Annotated in this window: 10 protein-coding genes and 2 pseudogenes; 6 read left to right on the top strand and 6 right to left on the bottom strand. The window is 72.0% G+C overall.

Annotated features, from left to right (window positions below; all coding sequences use genetic code 11):
- Positions 1–109: 109 nt before the first annotated feature.
- The 3 genes and pseudogenes from ACIRP7_RS21270 to ACIRP7_RS21260 form a co-directional block, all read left to right on the top strand.
- Positions 110–1,000 (top strand): annotated as a pseudogene (locus tag ACIRP7_RS21270) (helix-turn-helix transcriptional regulator); the annotation flags it as partial.
- A pseudogene (locus ACIRP7_RS21265) lies at positions 930–1,373 on the top strand (PepSY domain-containing protein); the annotation flags it as partial. The pseudogenes ACIRP7_RS21270 and ACIRP7_RS21265, both read left to right, overlap by 71 nt.
- A 75-nt stretch (positions 1,374–1,448) precedes the next feature.
- Positions 1,449–3,161, top strand: a complete 1,713-nt coding sequence (locus ACIRP7_RS21260; protein ID WP_403661578.1) for a hypothetical protein — start codon at positions 1,449–1,451, stop codon at positions 3,159–3,161.
- 65 nt (positions 3,162–3,226) lie between these two features.
- Here ACIRP7_RS21260 and ACIRP7_RS21255 read toward each other — a convergent pair whose 3' ends face one another.
- From ACIRP7_RS21255 to ACIRP7_RS21230, 6 genes are all read right to left on the bottom strand, one after another.
- Positions 3,227–3,868 (bottom strand): cutinase family protein, encoded by a 642-nt coding sequence (locus ACIRP7_RS21255; protein ID WP_403661575.1) that lies wholly within the window; start codon positions 3,866–3,868, stop codon positions 3,227–3,229.
- Positions 3,869–3,949: 81 nt separating this feature from the next.
- The gene (locus tag ACIRP7_RS21250) at positions 3,950–5,182 is read right to left on the bottom strand and encodes a PucR family transcriptional regulator (protein WP_403661572.1); all 1,233 of its coding nucleotides are present in this window, start codon (positions 5,180–5,182) and stop codon (positions 3,950–3,952) included.
- Positions 5,183–5,304: 122 nt separating this feature from the next.
- Positions 5,305–6,228 (bottom strand): alpha/beta hydrolase, encoded by a 924-nt coding sequence (locus tag ACIRP7_RS21245; RefSeq protein WP_403661569.1) that lies wholly within the window; start codon positions 6,226–6,228, stop codon positions 5,305–5,307.
- 22 nt (positions 6,229–6,250) lie between these two features.
- Complete coding sequence (locus ACIRP7_RS21240; protein ID WP_403661566.1) at positions 6,251–10,225, bottom strand: beta-ketoacyl synthase N-terminal-like domain-containing protein; 3,975 nt, start codon at positions 10,223–10,225, stop codon at positions 6,251–6,253.
- Positions 10,222–11,934, bottom strand: a complete 1,713-nt coding sequence (locus ACIRP7_RS21235; RefSeq protein ID WP_403661563.1) for a fatty acyl-AMP ligase — start codon at positions 11,932–11,934, stop codon at positions 10,222–10,224. The genes ACIRP7_RS21240 and ACIRP7_RS21235 overlap by 4 nt, the downstream gene beginning before the upstream one ends.
- A gap of 25 nt (positions 11,935–11,959) precedes the next feature.
- Positions 11,960–13,501, bottom strand: coding sequence for an acyl-CoA carboxylase subunit beta (locus tag ACIRP7_RS21230; protein WP_352389798.1), 1,542 nt, complete (start codon positions 13,499–13,501; stop codon positions 11,960–11,962).
- Between the two features lie 453 nt (positions 13,502–13,954).
- Here ACIRP7_RS21230 and ACIRP7_RS21225 point away from each other — a divergent pair, with 453 nt between their 5' ends.
- From ACIRP7_RS21225 to ACIRP7_RS21215, 3 genes are all read left to right on the top strand, one after another.
- Positions 13,955–14,404 (top strand): DUF485 domain-containing protein, encoded by a 450-nt coding sequence (locus ACIRP7_RS21225; RefSeq protein ID WP_403661559.1) that lies wholly within the window; start codon positions 13,955–13,957, stop codon positions 14,402–14,404.
- Positions 14,398–15,990: a cation acetate symporter gene (locus ACIRP7_RS21220; RefSeq protein ID WP_403661556.1), complete on the top strand. Its 1,593-nt coding sequence runs from the start codon at positions 14,398–14,400 to the stop codon at positions 15,988–15,990. The genes ACIRP7_RS21225 and ACIRP7_RS21220 overlap by 7 nt, the downstream gene beginning before the upstream one ends.
- Positions 15,991–16,098: 108 nt before the next feature.
- Positions 16,099–16,767 (top strand): YceI family protein, encoded by a 669-nt coding sequence (locus ACIRP7_RS21215; protein WP_403661553.1) that lies wholly within the window; start codon positions 16,099–16,101, stop codon positions 16,765–16,767.
- Positions 16,768–16,792: the final 25 nt, after the last annotated feature.

Below are 16,792 nucleotides of genomic sequence, written 5' to 3'. Positions count from 1 at the left end.
GACGCACACCTCGTGACCTGCCAGGACAGAAAACGAAACGCGACCGGCAGCATCGCGGCATTCGCGGGTACGTGCGAATGAGGAGCGGAGACCGGGAGGCCCTGGCGCGATGGAGACGCTGACGTTCGACAGCGAGGATCTGGAGCGGACCGAGGAGTTTCTCAGTCATGCCTACGCGCGGATGCGCATCGGCAACGGCACCCCGGACAGCAGCCGGGCGCGGATCCACCGCAGCGCCATCGACTCGGTCAGTGTCGACGAGCTCGACCTGGACTTCGACATGAGCTACGCCGTCACCCCGCTGGGGCGGATCTGCCTGTGCGTGGTCCACGAGGGCACCATCGAGGACCACGTCTACCAAGGAGTCTCGGACTCCTTCGGCCCCGGCGACGTGGTGTCCTTCGCCCCGCCCGAGCTGTCCTACGCGGGCCGTGTCCACGCGGCCCGCTACAACATCACCATGCTGGACCCCGACCTGCTCACCCAGGTCGCGGCGACCGCGGACAACCGAAGACCGGAACCGGTCCGGCTCACCGGCCACCGACCGCTCAGCCCCGCCGCGGGCAACCGGCTGCGGGCGACCATCCGCTACGTGCAGGACCACGTCCTGGCGGACGCCGCCGTCGCCGACGAGCCGCTGGTGGCCTCCACCGCCGCCCAGCACCTGGCCGCGGCCGTCCTGGCCGCCTTCCCCAACACCGCGTCCACCGACCCCACCGGCTCCGACCGCCAGGACGCCCACCCCGCCGCCCTGCGCCGCGCCCTCTCCTACATCGACGACCATGCCGACCAGCCCCTGACCGTCGCCCAGATCGCGCAGGCGGCCCACATCAGCGTCCGCGCGCTCCAGTACGCCTTCCGCCGTCACCTGGACAGCACCCCGCTCGCGCACGTCCGCCGGGTCCGCCTGTCCCACGCCCACGACGAACTGGCGGCCGCCGACCCCGAGAACGGTGTCACGGTCACCCACATCGCCGCCCGCTGGGGCTTCTCGCATCCGGGCCGCTTCGCCACCCTGTACCGGCACACCTACGACCGCTCACCGCGCCATACCCTGCGCGACGGCTGAGGTCCGCGGCGCGCTGGAGCAGCACGGCTCGACCGGCGCACTGCCGCTGCGCACCTGGATCGACGAGTTCCACCGCGACCTCCACCTCGGCGAGCGCGGCCGCCCCCTGCAGCGAGTTCGCCACCGGCCGGCTGTGGTGATCGCGGGCGGCGGCATCGTGCCGTGGTTCTCCCGCCGGCACGCCCTGCGCAAGGTCCGCGGCACCAGCGGGCGACGCCGCACCCTCGGACTGCGCGGCAGCGGCGGCGTCCGGGCCGCGGCCGGCTTCGTCCTCCTGTCGGCGACCGTGCTCTGCGGCTGGTGACAAAGCGTCCACCGGGCCCTGCGTTCTTGTGAGCAACTCCCGAGGGCGTGGCCCGCGCCGCCCTACGGTCCCAGCATGAACACGAGTCGCAGCAGAGGAAACAGGTGGCGCACCGCAGCGCTGGCGGTGCTGCTGACCACCGGGGCGTTCACCGTGTCGTCCCCCGACGCCCAGGGAGACAGCGCGAGAACCGAGACCGCCGTGGGCACGAGCGCCGGCGTCACCGAGACCGTGGTGCGGGTGAAAGCTCCCCTGCCCGCGTCCTTCGGCGCCCGGCCCGCGGCGTGCGACTGGCTGTCGTACCTGCGCTACCGGTCCGCCGACGGCCCCGCCGCATCGGCGGACGCCGACCGGGTCCTGGTCGCCCAGCCGGGCATCCTGGAGGGCGCCGGAGCCTTCGACAGCGTCGCCCGCAACACCGTGACCCGCGCCGCCGAGCAGGGCCGGCACATCGAGTTCTGGGCCCTGGACCGGCGCTCCAACTGCCTGGAGGACCGCACCGGGATCGCCTCCGGGGACCAGCACACCGCCGTCGACTACTACTACCGTGGCAAGCAGGTCCAGGGCCGCACCTTCGCCGGGTTCGTCGGCAACGACAAGCTCGGATGGATGGCGAAGCTCGGCATCGAGCAGACCGTCCGCGACGAATACGACCTGCTCACCGCCGAACTGCCCGACCGGAGCGTCCGCAAGGACAAGGTGCTGTGCGGCGGCCACTCGCTCGGCGGTGTCATCACCGGTTACTTCGCCGCCGCCGACTTCGACGGCAACCCCGCCACCACCGCCGACGCCGGACACAACCAGTGCGCCGGCTACTTCGCCCTCGACACCACCGTCTCCACCTCGCTCGGTGACCTGAGCGGCAGCATCCCGGACGACACCAACCTGCCCGACATCGGCCTCGGGTACGGCGTCGTCCAGACCGGACTCGACAGCGGAGTGCTCCCGCGCTCCCTGTCCGCGCCCGTCCTGCTCAACCCCGAGACCATGACCCTGCTCGCCATCGCGGGCGTGGGTGCCCTGCAGAATCCGGGTGGCGAGTCCGACCTGCCGAGCTATCTGCCCGCCAACACCAATATCGAGGCCACCAACCGCTTCCTGTTCTCCAAGGACACCGCCACCTTCCTCACCGGCTCCCCCGCGGTGAAGGACTTCCGGCTCACCAACCAGGCGGTGCTCGGCTCGCTGATGGACGACCAGTCCGTACCGCTCGCCTTCCTGCAGAGCAGCGTGGGCTTCTTCGACGGCGGTCCCATCACCGACAAGAACTTCCCCGCCGCCAACGGGAGTTCGTCGCAGCCGGGCCTCTTCGGCACCGAGTACAAGGCCATCCCGGCCGTGCCCCACGGTCCGCTCTACACCTGGCGCAACTACGACCGGGTCGGCGATCCGGACGACCCCGGGTACCGCTCCGCGGACGGGACGCCGTTCACCAACGCGGGCAAGGAGGTCACCGACATCCAGGAGCTGGCGCGCAGCATGGCCGCACAGCCGCTGGACTTCACCGAGCAGTACTTCCCGACCAAGCTCGTCACCGACCTCGAACTGTCCACCTCCCCCCAGGTCAAGCGGCTCGTCGTGCACCCGGACGGGCTCACCGCCAACCCGACGCTCACCGTCCTCGCGGGCGACGGACTGCTCGCCGGGCGGGCCCCCGCCGACCTGCACCCCGTGATCGCGGACGGCTACCAGCACCTCGACGTGCTGACTGCGGCGCCGGTACAGAACAACGGCCGGCCCGAGCCGGTGTCCACCGCCCTCACCGAGTTCGCCCGCACACCCCGATAACCACCACAAGGAGGAAGGGCCCGGGAGGAGTTCCTCCCGGGCCCTTCCGTGTGCCGTCGCCCGGCTCAGACCTTGCCCGCGGCGAAGGTCGCCGCCGCGTCGGCGTTCGCCGTGTAGCCCAGATGCGCCAGCGTGTCGTTCCCACCCGCCTCGCAGACGGGGTCGCCCTTGGCACAGAAGTCGATGGTGCGGCTCTGGTACGTGCCGGTGACGCTCTTGCCGATCGCCCGGATCGGGTTGCCGAACAGCAGCACCGCGGCCACGCGTGACTCCAGCGCCGCCGGAATGGTGGCCACAATGGGACTTCCGACCACCGCACCGGCGCTGCTGATGCCGATGGAGTTGTCGACGACGTTCGCGCCCTGCGAATAGCCGACCAGAATGAAGCGCTGGTTCGGACACGAGGACGCCTGGCTGTTCACGTGGTTCACCAGATCCGCGTTGCCCTGTGCGGCCGAGGTGAGGGACAGGTCCGCGGGGTAGTTCACCTTGTAGCTGGTCAGGCTCCGGCCCGTGAGTTTCCTCTGCAGGGAGGAGTACACCGGGTCGCCGACGATCAGACCGAGGTTGCCCGGCTCGAACGTGCCGCGAGCGGAGACGACGTCGATGTCCGAGCAGGCCGCGGCAGATGCCGACGGTGCCGTGACGGTGGCCACTCCGGCTCCGCCGAGCAGCGAGAGCGCGGCGAGGTACAAGCGAATGCGCATGGGGGGATCCTTTTGCGGGTGGGGCGTGTGAAACGCCGTGGAAAGGATGTCCCGAAGGTATTCGCTTGACCAAGCACTGTGTTATGGACGGGAATTCAAGAATTCCTCGTTCTTTTGTGCGGTGGTGAGTGCCAGAATGAGATCCAGACGGGCACCGGGATCGTGCAGGGCGTCACCGAAGATTTTCTCCAACTGACGCAGCCGATAACGCACCGTCTGCGGATGGACATGGAGACGCGCGGCGACGTCGGGCACATTGCTGCCGCTGAGCAGCCACGCAAGCAGGGTCTCGGCGAGCCGCTCCCGCTGCCCCTCCGACACCGTGTCGAGCGGCGCGAGGGCCCGCGCCCGCAACTGGTCGAGCATCGGCTCGTCGCTGTGCAGCAGCAGAGTCGACAGATGGTCCGCGCAGCACACCACCCCCTGCCGGGGAAGGATTCCCCGCCCCATCAACCCCAGTGCCCGGGTGGCCCAGCGCAGCGACTGGGCGGCCTCCGCGAGCGGCACCGTAGGCCCTATCGCGGCCGGCCGCCCGCGCAGCGCGAGGCTGAACGCCCGCCCGCCGAAACGCCCCGAGCCGTCCGGGTCGGGGATCAGCATCCGGGGCGGCCGCGACTCCATGTCCACCAACGCCCCCGCGGCGGCCAGCGGCCAGTCCTCCTCCCGCCGGTCCGGGGCGGCCGCGAGCGCGACGACCGCGACCTGCGGGGGCACCGTCCACCGGGCACCGTGCGCCAGATCCTGCACCGCCGCCGGCGCGACCGGCCCGTCGCCGAGCAGCAGGTCCAGCAGGCGTCTGCGGCGCCGTTCCAGCTCGTCCGTGTTGTGCGAGCGGGCCTCGGAGTACCCGGCCGCCGCCGCCTCGGCGACCTCGTGCACGGTGCGGAAGGCGAGTTCGCCCAACGCCGTGACCACCGCGGAGTCGAGGCCGAGCTCCTCCGCGGTACGGCCCATCAGCCGCCAGGCGTGCAGTCCCCCGACCCGCAGCGCGGACTGCAACGCGTCCAGGCTGCGCCCCTCCAGGGCCTCGCCGCGCCCGAGTTCGTAGTACGTCGCCGCGATCTCGTCCCCACGCCTGCGCGGGTCGGCGATGTGGTCCACGAACAGGGTCAGCGCCTGCACCACACCGGCTCTGAGGTGTTCGCGGTAGGTCCCGTCGGCCGGGCGCGCGTACTCGGGCACCTGTCTGCGGACCTCCTCCTCGACCACGTCGGCGACGTCCTCCAGCTGCGAGCGCAGCAGTTCGGCGAGGTCGGGCGGTACGGGGGTGGCGCCGAGGTTCTCCGGAGCGCCGTGCGGGACGGGGGTGGCCAAGGGAGGCCCTCCTTTCACCCGGAAGCGGCTCACCCGCGGGCCGTTGCCCGTGGGACGAGGGGTAAGTCCTGTGTTGGACGGACGTCCCCTGCGTTGCGTTCCGTGTCCCGACGGTAGCGACTTCACTGCGGCACCCCCAGCCCTCGCGCGAGCATCGGCCACGACGCGGTGAACTCCTGCTTCCAGTAGGCCCAGCTGTGCCCTCCTCCTGGGTAGAAGTGCGTGGTGACCGGGATGCGCAGCAGCGCGAGCGTGTCGGTGAAGCTGTGCGCTGAGGGCCACAGCGCGCTCTCCAGGGCCTCCGGCAGCCAGTCACCCGTGCCCCCCGCCAGCCCGCTGCCGCTGGAGACGTACAGGGCGGTGCCGCGCAGTCCCACCGCACGGTCGCGCGGGTTGAAGTCGCGCCAGGTGAGCAGGTTCAGGAACGGATTGCCCCACAACGAGGTGGGCACCAGGTTCTCGCGGGCCACGATGGCGTCCATCAAGGTCGGCACACCGGGCGCCCTGGTGTCGAGGATCCCGCTGTAGGAGGCCGCGGCGGTGAACATGCCGGGATGCCGGGCCGCGTGCGCCATGGCACCGTAACCGCCCGTGGACACCCCCGCGACGACCTGCACCCCGGAGGCCCGGTAGTCGCGGGCGAGCAGTGCCGGAACCTCCTTCAGCTGGAAGGTCTCGTAGTCGGGGCCGCCGCGCCAGGCGGTGGGAATGCCCGTGGGGCCCGCGTCGGGCATCGCCACGATCAGGTCCCGGCCCGCGGTGAAGGCCTCGATGTCCGTCTCCCGCGTCCAGGAGGTGTAGTCGTCGTGGGCGCCGTGCAGCAGGTACAGCACGGGGTAGGTGCGGGTGGCCCGCGCGTCGAACCCCGACGGCAGGATCAGCCGCACCGGGGCGCTGCGGCCCAGCGCGGCCGAGGACACGGACACGTCGACGGTGCGGGACCCGAGCGCGGAGGCGGTCCGGGCGCCGAACAGGACGGCCAGACCGGCACCTGCCGCGGCCTTGGCGACGGTACGGCGGGACACTCCGGTACTGCGACGGTGCATGGCGGCTCTCCTCGGATCACGTTCAGTGGGTCCCTGCGGCGAGCTCGCGCCCCAGGTGGGCGGCGATCTCGTCGACGTACGGCGGGTCGAGCAGTGACAGGTGGTGTCCCTCCACCGGTACGACGGTCAGGCGCGGGCACACCTCGTCCCAGCCCAGCGCCTGGTCCTCGCGCTCGTAGGCGGGGTCGCGCACGGTGTGCGGAGCGGGCTCCGTGGCCCGGTACAGGACCACCCGCCCGTCGTACCGGCCCGGCCGGTGGGCCTCGCCGATCCTCAGGTCCAGATAGGAGGAGCGCTGGTGCTCCAGGGCGGCGGTCGGCACATCGGCGGACGCGCGCAGGATCTCCAGCACGGTGTCGATGCGTTCGGCGTCGTCGTCCATCGCGACGAGGTCGTCGTACGGCAGCTCCAGGGAGACCCCGTAGGCATCACGGACGTGGTGGGCGAACCCCTCGAAGTGGGCACGCAGCCGGCCGGCCGGTGTGCGGTCCGGCTGGGGGAGGGGCCGTACCGAGTCGATGAGCACCACGCGCTCCACGTCCCGTCCCGCGGCGGCCAGTTGGCGCGCGATCTCCTGGGCGACGAAGCCGCCGAAGGACCAACCGCCCAGCAGGCAGGGCCCGTCGGGGTGGACGGCGGTGATGGCCTCGGCGTAGCGGCGCGCCTTCTCGGCCACCGTCGGGGCGTCCTCGAGGCGTTCGAGACCGTACACGGGCCGCTCGTCGCCGAGGCGTTCGGCGAGCGTCCGGTAGACGTCGGTCGTTCCGCCGGCGGCGTGCACGAGGAAGAGCGGGGGACGGCTGCCGGTGACGCGCAGCGGGCGTACCGGGCCCGTCCGGACACGGTCGGCCACGTCCTGGACCGTGGTGGCGCCGAGCAGGTCGCGCAGCGGCAGCTCGACGGCGAACTCGCGCCGCAGGGCGGCGCGGATCCGGACCGCCATCAGCGAGTCGAGCCCGAGGTCGGCCAGCGCGGTGGCGGGGGTGATGCGACCGCCGGGGTGGCCGGTCACGGTGGCGATGTGATGGCACAGGCGGGCGACGACGGAGGTGTCCCCGGTGTCCTCGCTCTTCTCGGGCACCTCCGTCGGCACCTCGGTGCGTACATTGGCCGGCGCCTTGGACGGCATTTTGGCGGGCGACGCCCCCCGTCCGTCCGTCCACCAGTGCCGCACATGCTTCCAGCGCGGCACGGGCAGGTCGACGACCCGCCCCGGCGGCAGCGGCAGCCGCCCGCCCGCGCAGTACAGGGCCCCCACCTGGGTGAGGAACTCGGCGCATCCGCCGGCGTCCCGCCGCAGTGTGCCGATCGCGAGGGCACCGGGCACGTTGTCGGTGACGGCCCGGGCCAGGACCGGGTGGGGGGAGATCTCGACGAAGGCGGTGTGACCGTCGGCGGCGGCCGCGGCGACGGCCCGGTCCAGCCGTACGGGCCGCCGCAGGTTCGCGGCCCAGTGCGCGGCGTCGAAGACACAGTCGCCGCGCGGATCGTCCAGGACGGTGGAGTAGACGGGCACCCGAGGCGCTCTGCCTCCGACGTCGGCCAGGGACTCGGTCAACTCGGACAGCAGCGGCTCGACCTGGGGCGAGTGCCCGGCTCCGACGACCCGCATGGACCGAGCGGTCCGCCCCCGCTCCTCCAGCCACCGCACGAGTCGGGCCACCGCCGGTTCCTCACCGGTGACGACCTTCTGCCCGGGCGAGGAGTGGACGGCGACATGCACACCGGGGAAGTCCTGGGCCAGGATGTCGAGTTCACCGTCGCCGAGGTCGACGACCGCCATGGCACCGCCCCGCAGCCGGCTGAGCAGCCGGGCCCGCACGGTGACGATCCGGGCGCCCTCCGCCGCGTCCAGGGCGCCCGCGCACACCGCGGCGGCCACCTCGCCCAGGGAGTGGCCGATGACCGCGGCGGGCTCGACGCCGTAGGAACGCCACAATTCGGCGAGCGCCACCTGGAGTCCGAACAGGACGGGCTGGGCCACTTCCAGCCGGTCGAGCCCGCTCCCGGACGCGAGACGGTCGGACAGCGACAGTCCGCACTCCGCGTCGAGCTTCTCCACGGCGGCGGCGAAGGCGGGCTCCTCGGCGAGCAGCCGGCGTCCCATCCCGGCCCACTGGCTGCCGTACCCAGAGAAGACCCACACCGGGCCGGGACCGACGAGATCACCCTCGCCGGTCACGACCTGCCCGTGCGGGCGTCCCTGCGCCAACGCTGCCAGCCCGTCCGCGAGTTCGGCACGGTCCCGTGCGACCACCGCGGCCCGCGCGCCTCCGCGGCCCGTCCGTCCGGCCAGTGTGCGTGCCACGTCGGCGGGGTGCGCGGCCGCTGTCGGCAACCAGTCGGCGAGCCTGGACGCGGTGTCCCGCAGCCGCTCCTCGTCCACGTCGGACAGGAGGTGGAGGCGGGCACCGGGTTCTTCGGCCGGGTGCGAGGGCAGGACGCCGGGGCGCCATTCCTCCAGTACGGCATGGGCGTTGGTGCCGCCGAACCCGAAACCGGAGACCCCGGCGACGGCCGTACCGCCGTAGCGCGGCCAGGGCTCGTCCTCGGTGACCACGCGCAGGCGTACGTCGTCCAGGGCGCTGCCCTCGGCGCAGTGCAGGGACGGCGGGATGACGTCGTGGTGCAGGGCGAGCACGGTCTTCACCAGTCCGGCGATGCCCGCGGCGGACTCCAGGTGCCCCAGGTTCGACTTCACGGAACCGAGCAGCAGCGGCTGGTCGGGGTCGCGGTCCGCGCCGAGCACCGCGCCGAGCGCGCCCGCCTCGATCGGGTCGCCGAGCGGGGTGCCGGTGCCGTGCGCCTCGACGTAGTCGACGTGGGCGGGGGCGAGTCCGGCCCGCGCGTACGCGGTGGTCAACAGGGCCTGCTGGGCGGCCGGGTTGGGGGCGAGGAGGCCGTTGGAGCGGCCGTCGGAGTTGACGGCCGTGGCGCGGATGACGGCGAGCACGCGGTCGCCGTCCCGCTCGGCGTCGGACAGCCGCTTCAGGAGCACGGCCGCACAGCCCTCACCGCGTCCGATGCCGTCGGCGTCCGGCGAGAACGGCTTGCACCGCCCGTCCGGCGCGAGGGCCCCGGCCCGCCGGAACGCCATGGTGACGGTGGGGGAGAGCAGCAGGTTGACGCCTGCGGCGATCGCCGTGTCGCTCTCGCCGGTGCGCAGGCTCACGCAGGCGTGGTGCACCGCGACCAGCGAGGAGGAGCAGGCGGTGTCCACGGCCATGCTCGGCCCGCGGGTGTCCAGCACGTACGCCAGCCGGCCCGCGGTCACGCTCAGCGCGCCGCCCGCCGGGGCCCAGGGATCGACGGCCGCCGGGTCGGCGCCGGTGAGCGAGCCGTACTCCGGGGCGGAGACCCCGACGAAGACACCGGTGGCGGTGCCCGCGAGGGAGGCGGCCGGGACGGCGGCGTGGGCGAGGGCCTCGTGGACGACCTCCAGGAGGATCCGCTGCTGCGGGTCCATCACGGCGGCCTCGCGCGGGGTGATCCGGAAGAAGTCCGCGTCGAACCCGGCGACGTCGTCGAGGTAACCGCCGTACCGGGGAGCGTCCTCGGGCGGGAAGGGCGTGAAGTCGCGCCAACGCTCCTCGGGGACCCGTCTGATCGCGTCGACGCCGTTGGTCAGCAGCCGCCAGTAGTCCGCCGGGCCGTGCACCCCGCCGGGCAGACGGCAGCCGAGGCCGATGACGGCGACGGGCTCCGACGGGGGAACCACCGTGGCGGGCACCGGCGCCGGCGGCGCACTCTGCGACGGCGTCCGGCACAGGTGCGCCACCAGCGCCTCCCCGGTGGGCGCCTCCCACAGTAGCGTCGGCGGCAGCTCCCGGCCCGTGAGCCGGGCGAGGTCCCCGGCCAGCACGACCGCGTCCCGCGAGGACATGCCGAGGTCGGCCAGCGGCCGGTCCATCGGAACCTCCGCGACGGCCGTACCGGTCCACCCGGCGACGCGCTCCGCGACCAGCCGGCGCACCGCGCCCGCGTCCACGGCCCTCACGCGGCGCCGCCCGCCCCGTAGGCACCCGCCAGATACCGCTCACGCGTCAACGCCCGCGACACCTTGCCGCTCGACGTCCGCGGCACCGTGCCGGGCGGGACCAGGAGCACATCGGCGAGCCGCAGCCCGTGCCGCCCCGACACGGCCGCACGCACGGCCCGCACCAGAGCCGGTACGTCGATCTCGGCGAGGCTCGTGGTCCGTGCGTGCTCGGCCACCACGACCACCCGCTCACCGGAGGCGCCCCCCACCCCGAACGCGGCGAGCCGGTCACGCCGCACCGCCGGATGCGTGTCCTGGACGGTGGCCTCCAGGTCCTGCGGATAGTGGTTGCGTCCGTCGACGACGATCAGGTCCTTCAGCCGGCCGGTGACGATCAACTGCCCCTCCAGGACCGTCCCCAGGTCACCGGTGCGCAGCCGGCCGTCCGTGCCGAAGACGCGCCGGGTCTGCTCGTCCCGGTTCCAGTAGCCGCGGCCCACGTTGGGACCCCGCACCTGGATCTCACCGACCTCGCCCTCGGACAGATGGGCGCCGGAGACCGGATCGACGATACGGACCTCCTGCCCCACCGGAGTACCGCAGCCGGCCAGCAGCACGGCCCGGGGATCGTCGGGCCGCGCGGGCAGCGCCTTCCCCTCGGCGAGCGCGTCCCGGTCGAGGGCGAACCGGCGCACCGGCTCCCCGGGCCGGGCGGCGCTGACGAAGACGGTTGCCTCGGCGAGCCCGTACGACGGGCAGTGGGTCTCCGCGACGAGCCCCTGAGCGGCGAAGGCGGCCTGGAACCTGTCGGCCGTGGTGGGGCGGACCGGCTCGCTGCCGTTGATCAGCGCGACGACCCCGTCCAGCCGCAGATCCGCCTTCTGCGCCTCGGTCACCGTCGAGGCGCAGTAGTCGTAGGCGAAGTTGGGTGCCGCGCTCAGCGCCCGCGGATGTGCGGACAACAGCCGCAGCCAGCGCGCGGGTTCGTGCAGGAAGGCGACCGGGTCCATGAGCACCGACAGCACCCCGCGCACGACGGGGGCGGCGACACTGAGGACGAGCCCCATGTCGTGGTAGAGCGGCAGCCAGCCCACACAGGTCACCGGGTGGACGTCGGCACCGTAGGCGCCCAGCGCCTGCCGGGCGTTGGCGACGACGTTGGCGTGCCCGATCTCCACCCCCGCCGGGGTGCGCGTCGACCCGGAGGTGTACTGGAGGTAGGCGATCTCACCGTCGGGCGGCGGCAGTTCCCTCGCGGCGGCGTCGGGCACCTGGTCCACGGCGACGACCCGCGCGGCGGTGTCCCCGCACAAGTCCCGCACCTCGTCGAGTACCTGACTGGCCGTCACGACCACTGCGGGGCGCGCGTCCGCCAGGACGGCCGCGAGCCGGTCGCCGTGCCCGGGCAGACCGGGCGGATACATCGGTACGGCGACCATTCCGGCCGCGAGCGCCCCCAGGAACCCGGTGACGTACTCCAGCCCCTGGGGGCACAGCACGGCGACCCGGGCCCCGGGCTCGGCCTCCTCGGCGAGCCGGGCGGCCACCGCCCGCACCCGCACGTCCAGCCGGCGCCAGGTCAGGGTGCGGTGGACACCCCGCGAGTGCGGGGCGGGATGACCGACGAAGGTGAAGGCCCGGCGGTCCGGGGTGGTGTGGGCCCAGTGGCGTACGTACTCCGGCAGACTCCGGAACGCGGGGGCGAGCGGGGGACGGGGCATGTCCATCGGGCAGGTCTCCTCGCGAGGCAGATCAGAGCGGGATGTTGCCGTGCCGGCGCTCCGGCATCGGGGAGCGCTTGCCGCGCAGCGCGCGCAGCGCACGGCAGATGTGGTCACGGGTGTCGCGCGGGGCGATGACGGCGTCGACGTACCCGCGCTCGGCGGCGAGGTAGGGCGTGCCGTGCGTGCTCTCGTAGGCGTCCACGAGACGGGCCCGCAACGCCTCGGGGTCGTCGGAGGCGGCGAGTTCACGCCGGTGCAGGACGCCCACCGCACCCTCGGCGCCCATCACCGCGATCCGCGCGGTGGGCCAGGCGAGGTTGATGTCGGCGCCCAGGTGCTTGGAGCCCATCACCGCGTACCCGCCGCCGTACGCCTTGCGCACCACCACCGTCACCTTCGGCACGGTCGCCTCGGCGTACGCGTACAGCAGCTTGGCGCCGCGCCGGATGATCCCGGCCTGCTCCTGGCGGACCCCGGAGAGATAGCCCGGCACATCGGCGAAGGTCAGCAGCGGAATGCCGAACGCGTCGCAGAACCGCACGAACCGCGCGGCCTTCTCGGAGGCGTCGATGTCCAGCACCCCGGCCGCGTGCAGCGGCTGGTTGGCGACGACTCCGACGGACGTGCCCTCGACGAGGGCCAGCGCGCAGATGATGTTCGGCGCGAACAGCTCCTGCACCTCCAGGAGTTCACCGTCGTCGACGACCGCCCGCAGGATGTCCCGCATGTCGTAGGCCTGCCCGAGCCGGTCCGGCACGATCTCGTCGAGCGGCACGTCGGTAGGGGGCGGCAGCGGGGCGTACTGCGGGGGCCGCTCCAGGTTGTTGACGGGCAGGTACGACAGCAGCTCCCGTACGGTGTCCAGGGCCTCCGTCTCGTCGGCGGCGAGGAAGTGGGCGTTGCCGTTGAGGGAGTTGCTGGTGCGGGCGCCGCCCAGCTCCTCGGCGCTGGTGCGCTCCCCGGTGACGGCCTCGATGACGTCGGGCCCGGTGACGAACATGTGCGAGGCACCGTCCACCATCACGGTGAAGTCGGTGATGGCGGGGGAGTAGGCGGCCCCGCCGGCACACGGGCCGAGGACGACGGAGATCTGCGGGATCACCCCGGACGCCTGGACGTTGCGGCGCACCAGCTCGGCGTAGAGGGCGAGCGAGACGACGCCCTCCTGGATACGGGCGCCGCCGCCGTCGTTGAGCCCGATGACCGGGCACCCGGTTCGGAGGGCGAGGTCCATGAGCGCCACGGTCTTCTGGCCGAAGGCCTCGCCCATGCTGCCGCCGAAGACCGTGGAGTCCTGGGAGAAGACGCAGACGGGACGCCCGTCGACCGTGCCGTACCCGGTGATCACGCCGTCGCCGTAAGGGCGGTCGGCGTCGTCCCCTGCCGGTCTGGCCCGTACGAACAGTCCGGTCTCGGTGAACGAGCCGGAATCCAGCAGCAGGTCGATCCGCTCCCGGGCGCCGAACTTGCCGCGTCTCCTCGGCCGGTCCGCGGCCACGGCCTGCGCCCGGCGGGCTTCGAGCGCGAGGACGCGGTCGGCGGTGCGGTCGGGCAGACGTGTCGTCGTCACCTCTAGTGTCACAGCCACCTCCGAAGTGGCCTTCGAATATGGCAGCGCCTCCGGCGCGGGCCGAGCCCAACGCCGTTCTGTTTGCGCGAGGTGAGTCCCGGGAGGCCGGCCTTAGTCCGTGCGTGACAAGGAACGGTGCGCGGCGGGAGTCTCCCCAGTGCACTGCATTTGAGACAACCTGGTCGGAGGAAAGGTGCAGACCTGTTCCGGAGGTCGGCCTTTTTGCTGGCCGCGGGATTCCGGGTACGTGAATCGAAGCATGCGAATGAGTCAGTTCCCTGATTCGGTTCGACCGTCCCGTTGATAGTTCAACGGGGGCGCTGCGACAATCCCGGTCCTGGCCTCGGTGCCATCCCGCCACGCGCATTTCGGATTCACGAATCCCCCACACGTCCGCACAGCGCATGACTCCGACATGCCTTTGACGCAACGACCGGCAGTGAAGAAGCGGCAGTGAAGAAGGTGCATGTGTCACGGCACTCCATGGGGCTCGGCGGGCCGCCGACCCCCTACGAAGCAGACCCCGGACCTGCGGACCGGCAGTCGGTGGCCCGCCAGCCCGCGTACCAGTCGCTGCGCGGCCGGCACCGGCGCTTCGGTGTCCGGGCCACGGCTGCCGCCGTCGGCGGCTTCCTCCTGTACGTCCTGCTGTCCAGCTTTGTGCCCGGCCTGATGAACACCTCCCTGAGCGGCCATCTCACGGTCGGACTGGCCCTGGGGCTGGGGCAGTTCGTGCTGATGGGCGTGATCGTGTGGCGTTACCTCGTGTACACGCGCACCCAGGTCACCCCGGTGGTCCGCGGGCTGCGCGGCCTGGCCCGCCACCACGAGAGCACGGAACGCGAACGCGCGGCCTTCGAGGCGCGCACGACCCCCCGTGACGAGGAGTACCGCCCGTGGTGACGCTCGGCGCCTCCGTCGTGGACCGCCTCAGCCTCCAGCTGACGCTCGTGCTCTTCCTGTCCGTGGTCGTCGTGACCCTGTTCACCGCGCTGCTGACCGCGCCCCAACGCGACGAGATCGGCGAGTTCTACCTCGGCAACCGTGCCATGTCCCCGCTGCGCAACGGGCTGGCGATGTGCGGCGACTACCTGTCGGCCGCGACCCTCCTGGGCAGCACCGGCCTGGTCGCCCTGACCGGCTACGACGGACTGCTCTACCTGTGCGGCACCGCGGTCGCCTGGATGATGGTCCTGCTGCTGATCGCCGAACCCCTGCGCAACACCGGCAAGTTCACCCTCGGCGACACCCTGGCGATCCGCCTGTCCCGTATGCAGCGCCCCGTCCGCCTCGCCCTTGCGCTGTGCACGCTGACCATCACCACCCTCTACCTCGTGGCCCAACTCGTCGGAAGCGTCGCGTTGTTGACCCAGTTCACCGGTGAACCAAGCGCCGCCACCCGCACCCTGTGCGTCGTCGTGATCGGCACCATCGTCATCGTGTACGCCGCCATCGGAGGCATGCCCGGCGCCACCTTCATCCAGGTCGTCAAGGCGGTCATGCTCATCTGCGGCGTCACCGTGGCCGGGGTGATGGTGATGCACCGCTTCGACTGGAACTTCGAGAACCTGCTCGCCGCGGCCGCCGACAACAGCGGGCAGGGCGCGCGCTTCCTGGAACCCGGGCTGCGGTACGGGGGCAGCGCCACCAGCAAACTCGACTTCTTCAGCCTCCAGTTGGCCATCGTGCTCGGCCTCGCCGCCCTCCCGCACGTGATGATGCGCCTGCTCGCCCCGAAGTCGGTCGACGTCCTGCGCACCTCGGTGGTGTGGGCCATGGGCCTGGTCAGCCTCGTCTGCCTCGTGGCCGGCATCCTCGGTCTCGGGGCCACCGCCGTCCTGGGCAGCGACACCATCGCGGAGAACGACCGCACCGGGAACGCGGCCGTCCTGCTGCTCGCGCACGAGCTGGGCGGCGCCGTCCTGACCGCCCTGCTGTCCTGCCTCGCCTTCGTCACCCTCCTCGCGGTCGCCGCGGGCCTCACCCTGGCCGCCGCCTCCTCGCTCGCCCACGACCTGTACGGCGAGGTGATCCGCAAGGGCAGGGCGACCGAGACGGAGGAGCTGGCCGTGGCCCGGCTCGCGGCGGCAGTCATCGGCGTTCTCGGCATGCTGCTCGCCCTGGTCTCCTGGGGCGTCAACTCCGCGACCCTCGCCTTCCTCGCCTTCGCCATCGCCGCGTCCGCCATCCTCCCGACCCTCGTCTACAGCCTCTTCTGGCGGCGGTTCACCGCGCAGGGAGCTCTCCTCAGCCTCTGCGGGGGACTGCTCACCTCGGTCCTCCTCGTCGTCTTCTCCCCGGTCGTCTCCTCCGCTCCCGCCTCGCTCTACCCGGACGCCGATTTCGCCTGGTTTCCCTTGCAGAATCCCGGAATCGTCTCCATCCCGGCCGGCTTCCTGCTGGGCTGGATGGGGTCGATACTCGGCCGTCCCGAAGCAAAGGAGACATACGAGGACTTCGAAGTGCGCGCCCTTGTAGGAGCCGACTAGCTGTTTAGCCCTCACTTTTCCGGGAAACGTGTGGCGAACACGTGGATATTCAGTCGACTGTGGAGCACGGCTTGCGGCAACAAGTCCCGTGCAGTAATTAGGTGATGCATGAACTTGTTCAACCGTGGCACCACGTTCCGTCGCACCGACCGCACGGAACCCGCCGACGTTTCCCAGCCCCCCACCGGGTCGTCGGCCACCGCCACAGCCGTCCTCACCGATCCCGGACTGGCGGCCCTGACCGGGGAATGGACCATCGACCCCGCGCACAGCAGGATCGGCTTCTCGGTGCGCCACGCCATGGTGACCACCGTGCGCGGGGCGTTCCTGGAGTACCAGAGCCGCCTCTACTTCGACGGCCGTGACCCGTCCCGTTCGAAGGCGGAGATCATCATCGCGACCGGCAGTGTCGACACCGGTGTGGAACAGCGTGACGGGCACCTCGTGGGACGGGACTTCCTGGACGCCGCGACCTACCCGCGCATGCGGTTCGTCAGCACCGCCGTGGAAGTAGTCGGCCCGGACGTGTACCGGATGGCCGGCGACCTCACCATCAAGGCGATCACCCGACCCGTGGTCCTGGAACTCACCTACATAGGCCATGTCACCGACCCGTTCGGCTACCAGCGGGCCGGCTTCGACGGCACCACCACCATCAACCGCTCCGAGTGGGGCCTCACCTACAGCAGCAGGCTCGCCGAGGGCGGCGCCATGGTCAGCGAGAAAGTACGCCTGCAGTTCGACATCGCCGCGATCCGCACCCCTCCGGTCGGCTGACCGGGTCCCGCGGCACAGGGCGGGC

The sequence above is a fragment of the Streptomyces sp. NPDC102270 genome (assembly GCF_044766405.1).
In the GTDB taxonomy this organism is placed as follows: domain Bacteria; phylum Actinomycetota; class Actinomycetes; order Streptomycetales; family Streptomycetaceae; genus Streptomyces.
This window is presented reverse-complemented; position numbering and strand designations above follow the sequence as displayed.

Bases quoted from the DNA above. Each gene is read 5' to 3' on its own strand.
- ACIRP7_RS21260 (WP_403661578.1), top strand. From the start codon at position 1,449: ATGAACACGAGTCGCAGCAGAGGAAACAGGTGGCGCACCGCAGCGCTG.
- ACIRP7_RS21255 (WP_403661575.1), bottom strand. From the start codon at position 3,868: ATGCGCATTCGCTTGTACCTCGCCGCGCTCTCGCTGCTCGGCGGAGCC.
- ACIRP7_RS21245 (WP_403661569.1), bottom strand. From the start codon at position 6,228: ATGCACCGTCGCAGTACCGGAGTGTCCCGCCGTACCGTCGCCAAGGCC.
- ACIRP7_RS21235 (WP_403661563.1), bottom strand. From the start codon at position 11,934: ATGGACATGCCCCGTCCCCCGCTCGCCCCCGCGTTCCGGAGTCTGCCG.
- ACIRP7_RS21215 (WP_403661553.1), top strand. From the start codon at position 16,099: ATGAACTTGTTCAACCGTGGCACCACGTTCCGTCGCACCGACCGCACG.